Here is a 14,945-nt window from a genome sequence, read left to right as displayed (position 1 = left end):
GCGGAACGCCAACCCTGGTAAACAAGCATGACCGAAAAAATCATCCTCGCCTCAGGCAGCCCGTTCCGCAAGGCGATGCTCGTCAATGCCGGCATCGACGTCGAAGCGGTGCCGGCCGATGTCGACGAGCGCGCGCTTGAGGCGCCTTTGCAGAACAGCGGCGTCTCGCCCGAGGATGTCGCTTTGGTGCTGGCCGAGGCCAAGGCCACCGAGGTGAGTGAGCGCAAGCCGGGCGCGCTGGTGCTTGGCTGCGACCAGACTTTGTCGCTCGGCGATGAAGTGTTCCACAAGCCGGCCGACATGGAGGGCGCGCGTCGCCATCTGCTGACGCTGTCGGGCAAGACCCATCAGTTGAACAGCGCCGCGGTGCTGGTCCGTGACGGCAAGGTGCTGTGGCGCCATGTCGGCATCGCCTCGATGACCATGCGCAAGCTCGACCCCGCCTTCATCGGCCGGCATCTCGCCCGTGTCGGCGCCAAGGTGCTGGCCAGTGTCGGCGCCTACCAGATCGAAGGCGAAGGCATTCAGCTTTTCGAGAAGGTCGAAGGCGACCATTTCACCATTGTCGGCCTGCCGCTTTTGCCGCTGCTGGCGGAACTGCGGACGCTGGGAGCGATCGATGGCTGAGACGTCGAAAAAAGCTTTTGTCACCGGCCACCCGATCAAGCATTCGCGCTCGCCGAAGATCCATGGCCACTGGCTGGCCAAACACGGTATCGACGGCAGCTACGAGGCCATCGACGTGGCGCCGCAGGATTTTGCCGAATTCATCGCGACGTTGCAGGCAAACGGGTTTCGCGGCGGCAATGTCACCATTCCGCACAAGGAGGCCGCCTTCGCGCTGGCCCACCGCCGCGACCAGGCGGCGGAAGAGATCGGCGCCGCCAACACGCTGTGGTTCGAGGATGGTGTCTTGTGGGGCGGCAACACCGATGGCCACGGCTTTGCCGCCAATCTCGATGATTACGCGCCGGGCTGGGCGAGTTCGGGACCGGCGGTCGTGCTCGGCGCCGGCGGCGCATCGCGCGCCGTCATCCAGGCGCTGAAGCAGCGCGGTTTTGGTGACATCCGCATCGTCAACCGCACGCTCGCCCGGGCGCAGGAATTGCGCGATCGTTTCGGCGCCGGTGTCTCGGCGCATGGCACGGCGGCGACCAACGAATTGCTGGCCGACGCCGGCCTGTTGATCAACACCACGGCGCTCGGCATGGTCGGCAATGAAGGTCTCGCCGCCGATCCGGCCCTGCTGCCGGACCACGCTGTCGTCACCGACCTCGTCTATGTGCCGCTCGAAACGCCGCTGCTCGCCGCCGCGCGCGCCAGGGGGCTGAAGACGGTCGACGGCCTTGGGATGCTACTCAATCAGGCGGTGCCCGGCTTCGAATATTGGTTCGGCGTCAGGCCGCAAGTCACGGCTGAGCTCCGCGCGATCATCGTTGCCGATCTGGTGCCAAAACCATGATCGTGCTCGGTCTCACCGGCTCGATCGGCATGGGCAAGTCGACGACGGCGAAGATGTTTGCCGAGGCGGGCGTACCCATCCACGATTCCGACGAGACCGTGCATCGCCTTTATTCGGGCGTGGCGGCGCCTCTGATTGAAGCCGCCTTTCCCGGCACTACTGTTGGCGGTGTGGTCGACCGCGCCAAGCTCGGTGCGCGCGTGCTCGGCGATACTGGCGCGCTGAAGCGGCTGGAAACCATCATCCACCCGCTGGTCCGCGTCGATGCCGATGCCTTCCTGGCCAGGCATCGTAACGCCGGCGAATCGATCGCTGTGCTCGACATTCCGCTGCTGTTCGAAACCGGCGGCCGTGGCCGCGTCGACAAGGTCGTCGTCGTCACCGCACCCGCCGAAGTCCAGCGCCAGCGCGTGCTGGCGCGGCCTGGGATGACCGAGGAAAAACTGGCGGCGATCCTGGCCAAGCAGGTGCCGGATGAGGAGAAGCGCAGGCTGGCGGATTTCGTCATCGATACCGGGCAGGGGCTGGATGCCGCACGTGCGGCGGTCGATGCGATCATCGCGGAACTGATCGGCGGGTCTGATCGCTGACGCCCTTCCTTCCCTTCTCCCCTTGCGGGAGAAGGTGGCCTCGCGCAGCGAGGTCGGATGAGGGGTGTTCCAGCTTGACGCCGACGGCACTCCGTCACCCACCCCTCAACCGTCTCGGCGCTGCGCGCCGATCCACCTTCTCCCACAAGGGGAGAAGGAAAAAGAGGCATTGCCATTTTGTTCTCGTGTCCCGATTCTGCTCCCTAGGAGCACCTGATTCGATGCGCGAGATCATCTTCGATACGGAAACCACCGGCCTTGATTCGCGCGACGACCGCGTGATCGAGCTGGGCGGCGTCGAGTTGGTCAATCGTTTCCCGACCGGCAGGACGTTCCACCACTATATCAATCCGCAGGGCCGTGCGATCCACGCCGAGGCGCAGGCCGTGCACGGCATCAGCGCGGCGGATCTTCAGGGCAAGCCGACCTTTGCCGACATTGCCCAGGAGTGGCTGAACTTCACTGACGGTGCCAAGCTGGTTGCCCACAACGCCACTTTCGACATCGGCTTCCTCAATGTCGAATTCGGCCGGCTCGGTCATCCGGTCATAGACAATGGGCTTGTCGTCGACACGCTGGCGCTGGCGCGCCGCAAGCATCCGATGGGCCCCAATTCGCTCGACGCGCTCTGCCGGCGCTACGGCATCGACAACACGAAGCGCACCAAGCACGGCGCCCTGCTCGATTCCGAACTGCTGGCCGAGGTCTATATCGAGCTGATCGGCGGCAAGCAGGCTGCGCTCATCCTCGACAGCGCCACCGCGCCGGCGCAGGGCGAAAATATCAGGCACATCGAAATCATCGTCGCCCAACGCCCGAGGCCGCTGCTGCCGCGCCTGACTGAAGCAGAGCGCGCCGCGCACACCGCCATGGTCGCCACGCTCGGCGAAAAGGCACTGTGGCTGAAAGCTTCCTCATAGATACGGCCACTCGCCCCGCCCTAGTGCCGCAACCGCCACGATGATGCGGCCAAAAGCTTCCGCAGCAGCCGGCACGGTCGCGCGGGCGCGCAGGAAGCTGTGCACGAGACGGGGCTCCTCATGCCACCAGGCCTTGCCGCCGGCCGAAACAATGCGGTCGCGATAGGTCTCGCCATCGGATGACAGCGGGTCGCACTCGGCCGTGATGATCACCGTCGGCGGCAGGCCGGAAAAGTCGCTGTCGCGCAATGGTGAAAAGGTCGGATCGTCAGGCGACTGCTTCTTGGCCGAGCGGATGTCGCGGTAGAAGGCGATATCGCCGACCGACAGCAGCGGCGCCTCGGCATGTTCGACATAGGAGCCCGAACTCTCGTCGCCGCCCAGGCCGGGATAGATCAGCACCTGGCCGATCGCGGCCCTGATATGCTTGCGCGTCGCTTGCGCGACGGCCGCCGCCAAATTGCCGCCGGCGCTTTCGCCGCACAGCACGAGCGGCAGGTCGCTGGCTGTAGCCGCCCAAGCAAAGACGGACATCGCATCGTTGAAGGCAGCGGGGTGAAGATGCTCCGGCGCCAGCCGGTAGTCGACCGACACCACGTCGAAACCGGTGCCGGCGCATAGCTCGGCGCAGATGTCGTCATGGCTGTCGAGCCCGCCCAGGATAAAACCGCCGCCATGGAAATAAAGCACCATCGCCCGCGCGGCCTTGCCAGCGCGCTGGTAGTGGCGGATCGGGATGCCGTGACCCGCAGCGGCAACCAGGCCATCGCTGGCCTTGACCCCTGCGGGGCGGCCCCGGTGGAAGGCGCGGCACATGCGGTCATAGATTTCGCGCTGCTTGTCGATCGGCAGGCCGATGATCTCGGGCGGATACCAGGCGTTGACGCTGTCTATGTACGCCCACAGCACCGGATCGAGCCGTGTTTCGTATTTGCCGCGGCCGCTCATGTCAGTCTGCTGTCATAGATCGGCGTAGAGCGCGGCGGCATTGTCGAAGCTGAAGCGCAGCGGCACCGAGCCCTCGACCTGCCAGACGGTGACCGTCTCGCCGGCCAGCAGCCGGCAGGCGCCATCCGTGTCGGTGACGGCGCCGCCATAGAGCCGGTTGGCAAGGTTGAGGATGCCGGTCTGGTGCATGGCCGCACTGCCGCTGCCGCAGGCATCCTTGACCAGCAGCACGCGGAACCCCTTGGCCACCGCATCTTTCACAGTGGCGTCGATGCAGGCCTCGGTCCAGACCCCGGCAACAACCAGCCATTCGATGCCGGAAGCCTTGAGCCGATCAGCCCCCGGCCCTGATCGGAAGGCGCTGGCCTCGGCCTTGATCAGCAGTCCTTCGCCGTCCGCCGGCGCCACCTCATGGCAGATCTCGGTCAGCGGATCGCTCTTGTCCGAAAAGGCAGACTTGCCGTCGGCATCGAGCGGATGAAAGGGCCGATCCTGCTTGTCGAGATCGACGATGTAGGCCCAGTGCTGGAGCGGCACTTTGTTCGCGCGCGCCGCCGCCTGCAGCCGCTGGACGTTGGCCAGGATGCCGGCAAAGCCCTCGACCAGATAGCGCGGGTCCTGCCGGTGCTCTTCCTGCAGATCGATGAAGACGGCGGCCACCGTGCCGCGGTTGAGGGAGATGGGGGTTTTCATGCTGCGCCTTCTTCCATATGCCGGCGGGACAGCACCCCCCTCTGCCCTGCCGGGCATCTCCCCCGCAAGGGGGGAGATCGCCGGTCACGAATGCCTTCGCCGATGGCCAGATTTGCAGAAAAAAGCGCTGCAGGCGACGCTGCCAATCTCCCCCCTTGCGGGGGAGATGTCCGGCAGGACAGAGGGGGGTGGGAGGGAACGAGGCGCTCGTTATGAGCGTTGGTTGCCACCATCAAACCTGCTTCTCCAGAAACTCATCCTCATAGGGAAAGCGCGACAGCAGCTCTGTCCCCGTCTCGGTGATCAGGATCTCGTCCTCCAGCTTGACGCCCTCGCGGCCGCCCTTCTCGCCGATATAGCTTTCCACGCTCACCACCATGCCTGGCACGATATGGCCGTCGCGGCCATAGGTCTCGTAGTCCATGGCATGCGCGATGAACGGTGTCTCGCCATGCATGCCGACGCCGTGCATGACCGAGGTATAGCGCTGGTCGACAAAACGGTCGGGGATTTTCCACGCCTTCTCGGCGATCTCACGAAACGCCATGCCGGGTTTGACGATTCCGATGTTGTGCTGCACCTGGTCATGTGCCATGCGGTAGAGCGACTTCTGGTAGGGCGTCGGCTTGCCCGGGCCGCAACGGAAGGTGCGCGAGAAATCGGAATAATAGCCGTAGCAGCCGATCGTATCGGTATCGAGCGCCAGCAATTCGCCCGGCCGGATCTTGCGGCCGCTGGCCTCGTTGAACCATGGATTGGTGCGCTGGCCTGACGTCAAGAGCCGCGTCTCGATGAATTCGCCGCCCTGGCGGATGACCTCGCCATACATGATGGCGAACAAATCGTTTTCGGAGACACCGGGCTTGATCGCCTCCCGCACCGCGTAGACGGCGGCTTCAGCGCCCGCCATCGACACCTGCAGGCATTTCACCTCCTCGGGTGTCTTGATAGCGCGCACGGCGAGGATTTCGCCCTGGCAATCCCGCACATCGCAGCCGCGCTTTTCCAAAGCCAGCGCCTGCAGATGGCTGCAGCGGTCGAGCCCGAGCTTCATCGAGCCGCCGCCGTGCTTCTTCAGGAGCTCGGCGATCTCGTCGGCGAAAGGCCCGGCGGTCTCGTCGTCGCGGCCGGAGACCGACGACCAGACGAGCTTGGAAGGACGCGCCTCGTCGATCGTGTCGAGCACCATGGAGACATGGTAGCTCTGCGGATATTCGAACAGCACGATCGGCCCTTCGGTCGGGATAAAGAAATAGCGGGTCGAGTTGCGCAGGAAATAGCCGAACATGTTGCGCGAGCCGGTGGCGTAGCGCTGGTTGTAGGGGTCGAACAGAACGACGCCGCCATAACCGGCCTCGCGCATCCAGCCGCGCAGTTTTGCCAGCCGGCCTTTACGCAAGGCGTCGGCATCGATGAAGGACGGCTCGGTGTCCGACAGCCACATGCCGCCCGCCGGATCAGCCGCCGCGGGGTGGCGCATGCGGTCCTTGAAGTCGACGTCCTCGGTGCTGTCGGGGTCGAATACGACGATGCTCATGGGGGCTAGCCTTGGGTCGGTTGCGAGGTCTGACCATGGCGTATGCGATGAGCGGGGGTTGTGCGAAAAACCGCGTGTGTTGTGCGGAATGCCGCTAGCCTTGCAACGTATGGCGCTGCCCCTCACCCAGCCTCCGCTTCGCTCGGCTGACCTCTCCCCGAGGGGAGAGGAGATCACGAGCGCTAGCGCTTCCCTCTTCTCCCCTCGGGGAGAAGGTGGCCGCGAAGCGGCCGGATGAGGGGGTCTACCCTGATAAGCGCCGACTCTAATGCCGTCTCGCCAGCTTCGGCGGATGCCCGTGCTCCTCGCGAAATGCCCGAGCAAAGCTCGACATCGAGGCAAAGCCGCAGGCCAGCGCCACGTCGCGCACGGCAAGCGTCGAGTGCGCCAGCAGGTCGGCGGCGCGCTTCAGCCTGAGCCGCCGGTAATAGCCATTGGGCGAGATGTCGAGTTCGGAGCGGAAGGAGCGCTCGAGCTTGTCGGACGACACGCCGAGCCGGGCGGTCAGTTCAGCCATGCCGAGCCGCTCCTCCACCGCATCCTCCATGATGGCGATGGCCGACAGCACCAACTCGTTCTGCACGCCTGTGCGCAGGCGCAGCGGCATCAGCTTGCGGTCGACACTGGAGCGCAACTGGCTATGCACGAACCATTCGGCGACGCCGGCGGCAAGCTCGGCGCCGTAATCCCGGGTGATGATCTCCAGCATCATGTCGAGGCTGCCGACGCCGCCGGCCGAGGTGAAACGCTTGCGGTCGATGACATAGAGATCGCGCCGCAGTTCGATGTTGGGAAACGCTTCGGTGAAAGCGGCCTGGCTGGTCCAGTGCAAGGTGCAGGCATGGCCGTCGAGCAGGCCGGCACGCGCCAGGAAGAACGCCGCATCCGCCACCGCGCCGATATGCGCGCCATTGCGCAGGCTGCGGCGGATCCAGCTTGCCGCATCCTCGGCGACGAGGTGATCGGCGTCACCACCCGAGCACACCACGATGCGGTCGACCTTGGGCGCGTCCTCCGCGTAAAAACCCGGCTGGATGACGACGCCGTTCGATGCCTCGACCGCCCCTTTGGTGCCGCCGACGATGATCCAGCGATAACACTGCCGCTTCGCCAGCACATTGGCGGCGCGCAGCGGCTCGATGACCGAACTGAACGCCATCATCGGAAAGCCGGGGAACACCAGCACCGCGAAGGTGAGGGGTTCGGTGGGTTTTTCGGGTTCGCGCGTCGCCATGGGCGCTACATCTCGGGCGAATGGCGCGCGAGGTCAACCGGGCCGATGCTTGAACCTGGACCGCTGGCTTTGGAGATTGGCTCGTCCCAGTCGGAGCGACTCTGCCCCTATCCCCCCAGCGCCTGCTCCAGATCCGCAATCAGATCATCGCCATCCTCGATCCCCGCCGACAGCCGCACCAGCGAATCCGATATCCCGATCTCCGCCCGCTTCTCGGCCGGAATAGACCCATGCGTCATCAGCGCCGGGTGTTCGATCAGGCTCTCCACCCCGCCGAGGCTTTCGGCCAGCGTGAACAATTGCGTGCGTTCGAGGAAGCGTTTGGTGCCGGCGAGATCGCGGTCGAGCACGGCTGATATCATGCCGCCGAAGGCATGCATCTGCTGCACGGCGATGGCATGCTGCGGGTGGCTGGCGAGGCCGGGATAGATCACCCGGCGCACATCCTTGCGGGCTTCCAGCCACTGCGCGATCTTCAGCCCGTTTTCGGAATGCCGCTCCATCCTGAGCGCCAGCGTCTTCAGCCCGCGCAGCGCCAGGAAACTGTCGAACGGGCCCGATATGGCGCCGATGGCGTTCTGCAGGAATTTTAGCTGGGCGGCCAGCTCCTTGTTGTCGCCGACGACGGCGACGCCGCCGACCATGTCGGAATGGCCGTTGAGATACTTTGTTGTCGAATGGACGACGATGTCGATGCCGAGTTCCAGCGGCCGCTGGATATAGGGGCTGCAAAACGTGTTGTCGGCGACCGACAGGATGCCCTTGCGTTTAGCCAGAGCCGCCACTCCTTCGAGGTCGACGATGCGCAGCAGCGGGTTGGTCGGCGTCTCGACCCAGAGCAGTTTCGTCTCCGGTCGGATCGCGGCCTCGACCGCCGCAAGGTCGGTGAAATCGACGAAGGAGACCTGCAGATTGGCCGAGCGCTTGCGCACCCGCTCCATTAGCCGGAACGAGCCGCCATAGATATCGTCGGTGGCGACGATATGGGCGCCGGAATCGAGCAGCTCCAGCACCGTCGAGATCGCCGCCAGGCCGGAAGCGAAAGCGAAGGCTGCGGTGCCGCTTTCGAGATCGGCCACGGCACGCTCGAAGGCGAAGCGCGTCGGGTTCTGGCTGCGGGCATATTCAAAACCCTTGTGCACGCCTGGCGACTGCTGGCCGTAGGTCGAGGTGGCATAGATCGGCACCATCACCGCACCGGTCAGCGGGTCGTGGCTCTGGCCGCCATGGATGGTGCGCGTCGAGAAGGCCAGGCGGTTTTTGCCGGCCGGCGGGGTATGTTTGGTCATCGGGCGCGCCTCAGATGGTTGATCAGGTCGATGCGGGTAATCAGGCCGACGAACTCGTCGCCGTCGAAGATGATGGCGACCTCGTTGCGGTCGAACACCGGCAGCAGCGCATCCAGCGTCTGGCTGGCCTGCAGCGTGTGCAGATTGGAGGTCATCGCCGTGCGCACCGGGCCGTTGAAGCGTTCCCAGCGCCCGTCATGCGGACCCTCGACCTTGGCCAGGATATCGCTTTCGTCGACGATGCCGACCAGTTTGCCCTCATCGAGCACCGGCAGTTGCGACACATCGGAGCGGCGCATGCGGCCATAGGCGTTGAGCAGGCTTTCGTCCGGCCCGACAGAGACCGTATCGCCGGTGCGGTGCGAGCGCATGACCAGGTCGCGCAGATCGCCATGATGTTCCTGCTCGGCCAGCCCCTGTTCGGCCAGCCAGAAATCGTCGAACACTTTCGACAGGTATTTGTTGCCGCTGTCGCAAACGAAGGTGACGACGCGCTTGGCCGACGTCTGCTCGCGGCAATAGCGCAAGGCGGCCGACAACAGCGTGCCCGACGACGAGCCGGCCAGGATGCCTTCCCGGGATAGGAGATCGCGCACCGCCAGCATGCTCTGCTTATCGGTGATCGAATAGGCCTTCTTGACCAGCGACAGATCGGCATTGGGCGGCACGAAATCCTCGCCGATGCCTTCCACGGTCCAACTGCCCGCCTCTTCCATCTTGCCGGTCTTGATCAGCGGCGCCAGCACCGAGCCGACCGGATCGGCGAGCACCATTTCGGTCTTCGGCGATACCTTCGCAAAGTAGCGGCCAAGCCCGGTCAGCGTGCCGCCCGAACCAACGCCGACAACCACCGCGTCGACATTGCCATCGAGCTGCGAAAAGATTTCCGGACCGGTGGTGGTCTCATGCGCCAGCGGATTGGCCGGATTGGCGAACTGGTTGGCGTAGAAGGCGCCCGGCACCTCAGCCGCGATCTTCTCGGCCATGTCCTGGTAATATTCGGCGTGCCCCTTGCCGACATCCGAACGCGTCATGCGCACTTCGGCGCCCAGCGCGCGCAGATGCTGGATCTTTTCGCGCGACATCTTGTCGGGCACGACCAGCACGATGCGGTAGCCCTTGGGAATGCCGACCTGCGCAAGCCCAAGGCCGGTATTGCCGGCGGTCGCCTCGACGATGGTGCCGCCCCGCTTGAGCTTGCCTTGCTTTTCGGCGGCGGCGATCATCGATAGCGCGATGCGGTCCTTGATCGAGCCGCCCGGGTTCTGGCTTTCGAGCTTGATGAACAGCCGGCATTTGCCGGTGTCGAACTTGGTCAGCTCGACCACCGGCGTCTGGCCGATGAGGTCGAGAACCGAGGCATAAGGTGGCCGCAAGCGGGACAATGGACCATCCGAGGGGGTGCTGCCTGGCGCAGCTTTTCCGTGCTCGCTCATATCGAAGCTCCCTGATCAAGCGACCGGCTCGGGGGCAGAGCGGCAGCGTAGCCTCTTTTCCAGCCGTTTGTCGCGGGAAAGAAGATAGAACGTGCCAATCAACTGGCCAGACGGGGAATGAAATTCCAGGAGGTGCTTAGTCCATTATGTCTCAACCGCCGCCTGGCCCTCGATCTCGATCAGGAAATCCGGATTGGCGAGGCCGAGCACGCGTATGCCCGTCACCACCGGTGGCGGCCCGCGATCTGCCCAGAACGCCATCCAGACGCCGAAGGCCGGCCTGATATCGGCGTCGCCGACAATGTAAAGCGACAGGCGGACAAGGTCTTCCGGCCTGGCGCCGCCGGCTTCGAGCACCATCGCTAGATTGGCGAGCGCCTGCCTGGTCTGCGCTGCGATGTCGCCCTTGCCGACGATCTGGCCATTGGCGTCGATGCCATTCTGGCCGCCGATCAGCACGATGCGTGCCGAGGCCGGCAGCGCCACCCCCTGCGAATAGGCCGGGTTGCTGTGCATGCCTTTCGGGTTCAGCCGCTCGATACCCATTTTGTCTCCTCCTCCAAAAAATGCCGCGCCACGAAAGGGCAATCAGTTTCCCCGTTCAACGAACCATCTCGTTCGTTGAAGCCGCCATTTTCATCATGCTAGCCGAACGGGATGCCAGCCGAAACAAGCGGGCCGCGCGATCCTGACATCCCAGGAGGAGACAGCCGATGAAGATCATTGCCTATGACAATTTCAAGCCCGGCGTCACCCTCGACGACCTCAAGCCTTACTGCGCGACGAAGTGTCGAATGTCTGGCGGCTCTGGAAGGCCGGCATCGTGCGCGAAAACTACGCCCGCGCCGATGTCGGCGGCGTCATTATCGTCTTCGAACTCGACAGCGTCGAGGAAGCGCGCCGCTACACCGACGACTTTCCACTGTCCAAGGCCGGGCTGCTGGAGTGGGTTTTCCTGGCCTTCGACTCCGCACCTCTGCCGCTCGAATATCTGTTCGATCCCACTGTCGACATCGCCAAACCCTGGGACCGGACCGCGGCATGATCCGGTCGAGCGAAGGCATCGAGATCCCGACCAACTTGGCCGAATGGTGCGATCCCAACCGCATGGCGCTGGTGGTCTACGACATGCAGGTCGGCATCTGCCGCCAGGTTGCCGGCGCGGCCGACATTGTCGAGCGCACCGGCATCGTGCTTGAAGCCGCGCGCTCGGCCGGCATGCGGGTGGCGTTCACCCGCCACCTCTCCTTGCCGCGCAAATGGATGGGCGCCACCCAGCTGCGCACCGCCATGGCCTGGCAGCGGCGCGACAGCCCCGACGCGGTCGAGCCGTGGTTCTTGCGCGACGCCGAAGCGACCGGGATTGTGCCCGAACTGGCACCGCGCGCTGACGAAGCCGTGTTCGACAAGCTGACCATGTCGGCCTTCGATTCCACGGCGCTTGGCTTCGCGCTCGGCGATTGCGGCGTGCGCACTATTGCCCTTGCCGGCATCGCCATGGAGATCGGTATTGAGCCGACCGTCCGCCAGGCGACCGACAACGGCTTTACGGCTGTCGTGATCAAGGACGCCTGCGGCTTCGGCAACCGCGAAGCGCGCGACCGCTCGATGGCGACGCTGCGCTACCTCGGCGAAGCCGTCATGTCGGATGTCGCGGGCTTTTGCGGTTCGCTTGCCGCCAGCAGGAGATAGACGCTTTGTTAGGCGGCGGCATCAATGTCGGTGCGAAAGCGCACGCCTTCCGCACGGCCGTGCTCGCTGCCCCAGTCGTAGAGCGCCTGCAGCGCTGCGGCGAGATCGTGGCCGCGCCCGGTCAAGGCGTAACGTGCCTTGCCGTCGGGCGACGGCTCGAGCGCGACGAAGCCGATCTCGACGAGATCGGCGAGCCGCTGCGTCAGCATCTTGTCGGACAGCGAGGGGATCAGCCGGCGCAACTCGGAATAGCGCAACGGGCCTTGCTTGATCCGCGCGATGATCACCGTTTTCCACTTGCCGCCGAGCGCGTCGAGCGCGAACTCGACCGGGCAGCCATACAGTCTTCCGCGTTGGGTCATGCACCGATCCTAGGCAAGGCGCCGCCGCGGCGAAAGCGGATTTTGCCCCGCCATATGGCCAGATTGCAGCGCCCGGCTTTGTCGGCGACAGCTTCATAACGGGAGAGCCAAGATGAGTGTCAGGGATGCCAATCCGGTCAATGCACGTCGGCCGAAAAATGTCGCGATCGTCATCGCCAATCCGGCCATTTCGACCACGACCGGCTGGCCGGTCGGCTTCTGGTGGAGCGAGCTGACGCATCCCTGGTTCGCCTTCACCGAACGCGGCTACGCGGTGGAGATCTTTTCGCCCGATGGCGGCAGATGCGAGGCCGACGCGTTGAGCGACCCGCGTGACCCCTCGGGTTACTCCGAGACAGACCTCATCTCGCTCGGCTTCCTGTCGAGCCCGAACCTGGCTGCTCTGGTCGACAACACGCGGCCGGTGGCCGAGATCGATATCGACAGTTTCGACGCCATCGTCGTCGCCGGCGGCCAGGCGCCGATGTTCACTTACGAGAGCGCGACCGACCTGCAACAGACATTCGTCGCCTTCCATGAAGCCGGCAAGGTGGCCGCCGCGCTCTGCCACGGCACCGCGCTGCTGCGCTACGCCAGGCGCGGGGACGGATCCCTGCTCGTCACGGGCAAGACCGTGACCGGTTTCGCCAATGCCGAGGAGGATTTCGCCGACAAGGCGACCTGGGAGATGGGCGCGCTTGAGCGCGGCAAGCACCTGATGCCTTGGCGCATTGAGGATGAGTTGAAGGCAGCAGGCGCCAACTATGTCCAGGCCGGGTTGTGGCGCGGCTTTGCCATACGCGACGGCAATCTGATCACTGGCCAGCAGAATTTTTCCGGCGCCGAGACCGCACGCCTTGTCTGCGAGGCGCTGGGCGGCTGAACGCCAGCCAGCGCCTACCCCAGCAACTGCTTGCTCAGCCGCGCGCACTGGACGCGGATGTCGGGAATGGCGTCGATCTCGAAGAAGGTGCCGCGCGTCAGCGGGCCGACGGCGAGGATCTTTCGCGAGACCGTGCCGTCGCCGGCGATGATCTCGCAATTGGCGGAGACGTCGAGGCCGATGCGCATCGGATCCGGCCGCGCGAGCCCACGGTCGACCAGAGAGCGCACGACGCTGTTCGACGAGGTCGAAATGTCCCGCACGATTCCGGAGCAATCATAGATGCGGGCGACGTCGAAGGTCTCGAGGCGCTGTGTGTGGCGCGACTGGACCTGGACGGTGAAGTCACCACCTTTCGCGATGTCGACGACGCGGCCGGCGACAAGGCGGATGCGTCCCGATTTCACCGCCTCGGTCACACGCGCATAGACTTCGGGCGGCATGCGATGGCGGTGGATGTCCCACCACGCCTTGGTGTGCTCGACGAAGCGGCGCTTGGCCGAAGCCGGCCAGTTCTGCCAGATCTTCTGGTTGAACGGCCGCAGACCGTCGACCACGTCGCGCCAGTCGACGCCGGCCTTCTGGTTTTCCTTGATCAGGTCGCGGAACCAGCCGACGAAATAGGAGAGCTGGGTGCCGAGCGGGATGTCGGCGACATCGAGCTTGATCGGGTTGCCCTTGCGGTGCGGCGACGGCAGCAGGCCACGCCGGGAAACGGCGACGATCTCGCCCGTGTGGCCGCGCTGTTCCAGCGCCAGGAACGCATCGACCATGCTGAGGCCCGTGCCCAGCACCATCACCCGGCTGTCCGGGGCAAGCTCCGTGTCGGCTTCCGAGCCCATCCGGATTGCACTGCCCTGCGCCGGCTGTTCGTCATGGCCGGTGGCCAGTATGGCCAGATGCGCGACGACGCTGGTGCCGTTGGCAAGCGCCACCTCGACGCCGGACGGGGTCGGCGTGATCGACCGGCTTTCCTCGTGGATCAGGCGAAGCCTGCCGGTCGGCTGCTCCTGCGCTTCGAGGTCGTCCAGCAACTCGCCGAGGTAGCGGGCATAGATGCTGCGCGGCGCGTAGAAGGGCGTCTGCGGCGTTTGCTCCGGGCTAACCAGCCCACGCCCTTGCAGCCAGCGCCAGAAATTGCCGGAATCGTCGGCATAGGCACTCATGCCGGCGGCACTGACATTCAGCACATGCGCCGACAGCAGCGTCGAATAGGCGACGCCTTGTCCGAAATGCGGGCGCCTTTCGATCAGCGTCACGCGCAGATCAGGGTTGGATGATTTCAGCAGGTGCGCGGCCATCACCACGCCGCTGGCGCCGCCGCCGACAATGATGATGGAACTGGGGATAATGGAATTGGCACGCCCGCTCATGCGCGCCTCCGCGGCGTGCGAGGCGTCAGGCCTGGACCTTCACCGTGACCGGCAGGTCGTCGAGGCCGATATCGCGCATCTCGGCAAGGCTGCGCTGATCGAGCACCTCGGCGATCGCCTGCCGGACCTCGAGCATCAGATGTCGGACTTGGCATGTCGCCTCGTTGCAGTCTTCACAGCGCTGATATTGTGTGCGGCTGGCGCAGGGAATTGGCGCCAGCGGCCCATCGAGGACGCGCACGACATGGCCGACCTTGATCTCGTCGGCCGGCCGCGCCAGGCGGTAGCCGCCATCCTTGCCCTTGCGGCTCTGGACAAAACCGGCATTGCGCAACTCGCCGAGAATGGCGTCGAGAAATTTCTTCGGAATATTGTTGCCGGTGGCGATGTCGCCAACGAAAGCGAGCTGCCCGGCCGGTATCTGCGCCAGGTGGACCAGCGCCTTGAGGCCGTACTTGCCTTTTTTGGTGAGCATAGATCCAACGTTTCTCTGTCATGCGATGGCCGGGCCATCCCTGCGAAACGC

17 protein-coding genes are annotated in these 14,945 nt (G+C 64.9%); 7 read left to right on the top strand and 10 right to left on the bottom strand.

The window, feature by feature from the left end; genetic code table 11:
* The first annotated feature begins 27 nt into the window (after positions 1 to 27).
* From AC1DX4_RS30735 to dnaQ, 4 genes are all read left to right on the top strand, one after another.
* The gene (locus tag AC1DX4_RS30735) at positions 28 to 627 is read left to right on the top strand and encodes a Maf-like protein (protein WP_477223895.1); all 600 of its coding nucleotides are present in this window, start codon (positions 28 to 30) and stop codon (positions 625 to 627) included.
* Positions 620 to 1,462, top strand: coding sequence for a shikimate dehydrogenase (locus AC1DX4_RS30730; protein WP_477223894.1), 843 nt, complete (start codon positions 620 to 622; stop codon positions 1,460 to 1,462). The genes AC1DX4_RS30735 and AC1DX4_RS30730 overlap by 8 nt, the downstream gene beginning before the upstream one ends.
* Positions 1,459 to 2,052: a dephospho-CoA kinase gene (gene coaE, locus AC1DX4_RS30725; protein ID WP_477223893.1), complete on the top strand. Its 594-nt coding sequence runs from the start codon at positions 1,459 to 1,461 to the stop codon at positions 2,050 to 2,052. Before AC1DX4_RS30730 ends, coaE begins: the two co-directional genes overlap by 4 nt.
* Before the next feature lie 221 nt (positions 2,053 to 2,273).
* Positions 2,274 to 2,972 (top strand): DNA polymerase III subunit epsilon, encoded by a 699-nt coding sequence (dnaQ, locus tag AC1DX4_RS30720; RefSeq protein WP_477223892.1) that lies wholly within the window; start codon positions 2,274 to 2,276, stop codon positions 2,970 to 2,972.
* Here the strand turns inward: dnaQ and AC1DX4_RS30715 are convergent.
* From AC1DX4_RS30715 to AC1DX4_RS30685, 7 genes are all read right to left on the bottom strand, one after another.
* Complete coding sequence (locus AC1DX4_RS30715; RefSeq protein ID WP_477223891.1) at positions 2,967 to 3,920, bottom strand: alpha/beta hydrolase; 954 nt, start codon at positions 3,918 to 3,920, stop codon at positions 2,967 to 2,969. The genes dnaQ and AC1DX4_RS30715 overlap by 6 nt on opposite strands.
* A 12-nt stretch (positions 3,921 to 3,932) precedes the next feature.
* Positions 3,933 to 4,613, bottom strand: coding sequence for an isochorismatase family protein (locus tag AC1DX4_RS30710; RefSeq protein ID WP_477223890.1), 681 nt, complete (start codon positions 4,611 to 4,613; stop codon positions 3,933 to 3,935).
* A 232-nt stretch (positions 4,614 to 4,845) separates the two neighbouring features.
* Entirely contained in the window at positions 4,846 to 6,150 is a 1,305-nt protein-coding gene (locus tag AC1DX4_RS30705; RefSeq protein WP_477223889.1) for a M24 family metallopeptidase, read from the bottom strand.
* A gap of 265 nt (positions 6,151 to 6,415) precedes the next feature.
* Positions 6,416 to 7,384, bottom strand: coding sequence for a GlxA family transcriptional regulator (locus tag AC1DX4_RS30700; RefSeq protein WP_477223888.1), 969 nt, complete (start codon positions 7,382 to 7,384; stop codon positions 6,416 to 6,418).
* Between the two features lie 107 nt (positions 7,385 to 7,491).
* Positions 7,492 to 8,673: a trans-sulfuration enzyme family protein gene (locus tag AC1DX4_RS30695; protein ID WP_477223887.1), complete on the bottom strand. Its 1,182-nt coding sequence runs from the start codon at positions 8,671 to 8,673 to the stop codon at positions 7,492 to 7,494.
* On the bottom strand, positions 8,670 to 10,109 hold the full coding sequence (locus AC1DX4_RS30690; RefSeq protein ID WP_477223886.1) for a pyridoxal-phosphate dependent enzyme: 1,440 nt from the start codon (positions 10,107 to 10,109) through the stop codon (positions 8,670 to 8,672). The genes AC1DX4_RS30695 and AC1DX4_RS30690 overlap by 4 nt, the downstream gene beginning before the upstream one ends.
* A gap of 144 nt (positions 10,110 to 10,253) precedes the next feature.
* A complete protein-coding gene (locus AC1DX4_RS30685) occupies positions 10,254 to 10,655 on the bottom strand; it encodes a RidA family protein (RefSeq protein WP_477223885.1) in 402 nt (133 codons plus the stop codon).
* 241 nt (positions 10,656 to 10,896) lie between these two features.
* Here AC1DX4_RS30685 and AC1DX4_RS30680 point away from each other — a divergent pair, with 241 nt between their 5' ends.
* Positions 10,897 to 11,154: a hypothetical protein gene (locus AC1DX4_RS30680; protein WP_477223884.1), complete on the top strand. Its 258-nt coding sequence runs from the start codon at positions 10,897 to 10,899 to the stop codon at positions 11,152 to 11,154.
* Positions 11,151 to 11,801 (top strand): cysteine hydrolase family protein, encoded by a 651-nt coding sequence (locus AC1DX4_RS30675; protein ID WP_477223883.1) that lies wholly within the window; start codon positions 11,151 to 11,153, stop codon positions 11,799 to 11,801. Before AC1DX4_RS30680 ends, AC1DX4_RS30675 begins: the two co-directional genes overlap by 4 nt.
* A gap of 8 nt (positions 11,802 to 11,809) precedes the next feature.
* Here AC1DX4_RS30675 and AC1DX4_RS30670 read toward each other — a convergent pair whose 3' ends face one another.
* Positions 11,810 to 12,163 (bottom strand): winged helix-turn-helix transcriptional regulator, encoded by a 354-nt coding sequence (locus AC1DX4_RS30670; RefSeq protein WP_477223882.1) that lies wholly within the window; start codon positions 12,161 to 12,163, stop codon positions 11,810 to 11,812.
* Positions 12,164 to 12,275: 112 nt separating this feature from the next.
* On the opposite strand from AC1DX4_RS30670, the gene AC1DX4_RS30665 reads away from it, so the two are divergent.
* Positions 12,276 to 13,046: a type 1 glutamine amidotransferase domain-containing protein gene (locus AC1DX4_RS30665; RefSeq protein ID WP_477223881.1), complete on the top strand. Its 771-nt coding sequence runs from the start codon at positions 12,276 to 12,278 to the stop codon at positions 13,044 to 13,046.
* Between the two features lie 14 nt (positions 13,047 to 13,060).
* Here the strand turns inward: AC1DX4_RS30665 and AC1DX4_RS30660 are convergent, their stop codons facing one another.
* Positions 13,061 to 14,419, bottom strand: a complete 1,359-nt coding sequence (locus AC1DX4_RS30660) for an FAD/NAD(P)-binding protein (RefSeq protein WP_477223880.1) — start codon at positions 14,417 to 14,419, stop codon at positions 13,061 to 13,063.
* Between the two features lie 25 nt (positions 14,420 to 14,444).
* Entirely contained in the window at positions 14,445 to 14,894 is a 450-nt protein-coding gene (locus tag AC1DX4_RS30655; protein ID WP_477223879.1) for an RrF2 family transcriptional regulator, read from the bottom strand.
* Positions 14,895 to 14,945: the final 51 nt, after the last annotated feature.

It is taken from the genome of Mesorhizobium sp. P3_A8 (assembly GCF_056402995.1).
This window is presented reverse-complemented; position numbering and strand designations above follow the sequence as displayed.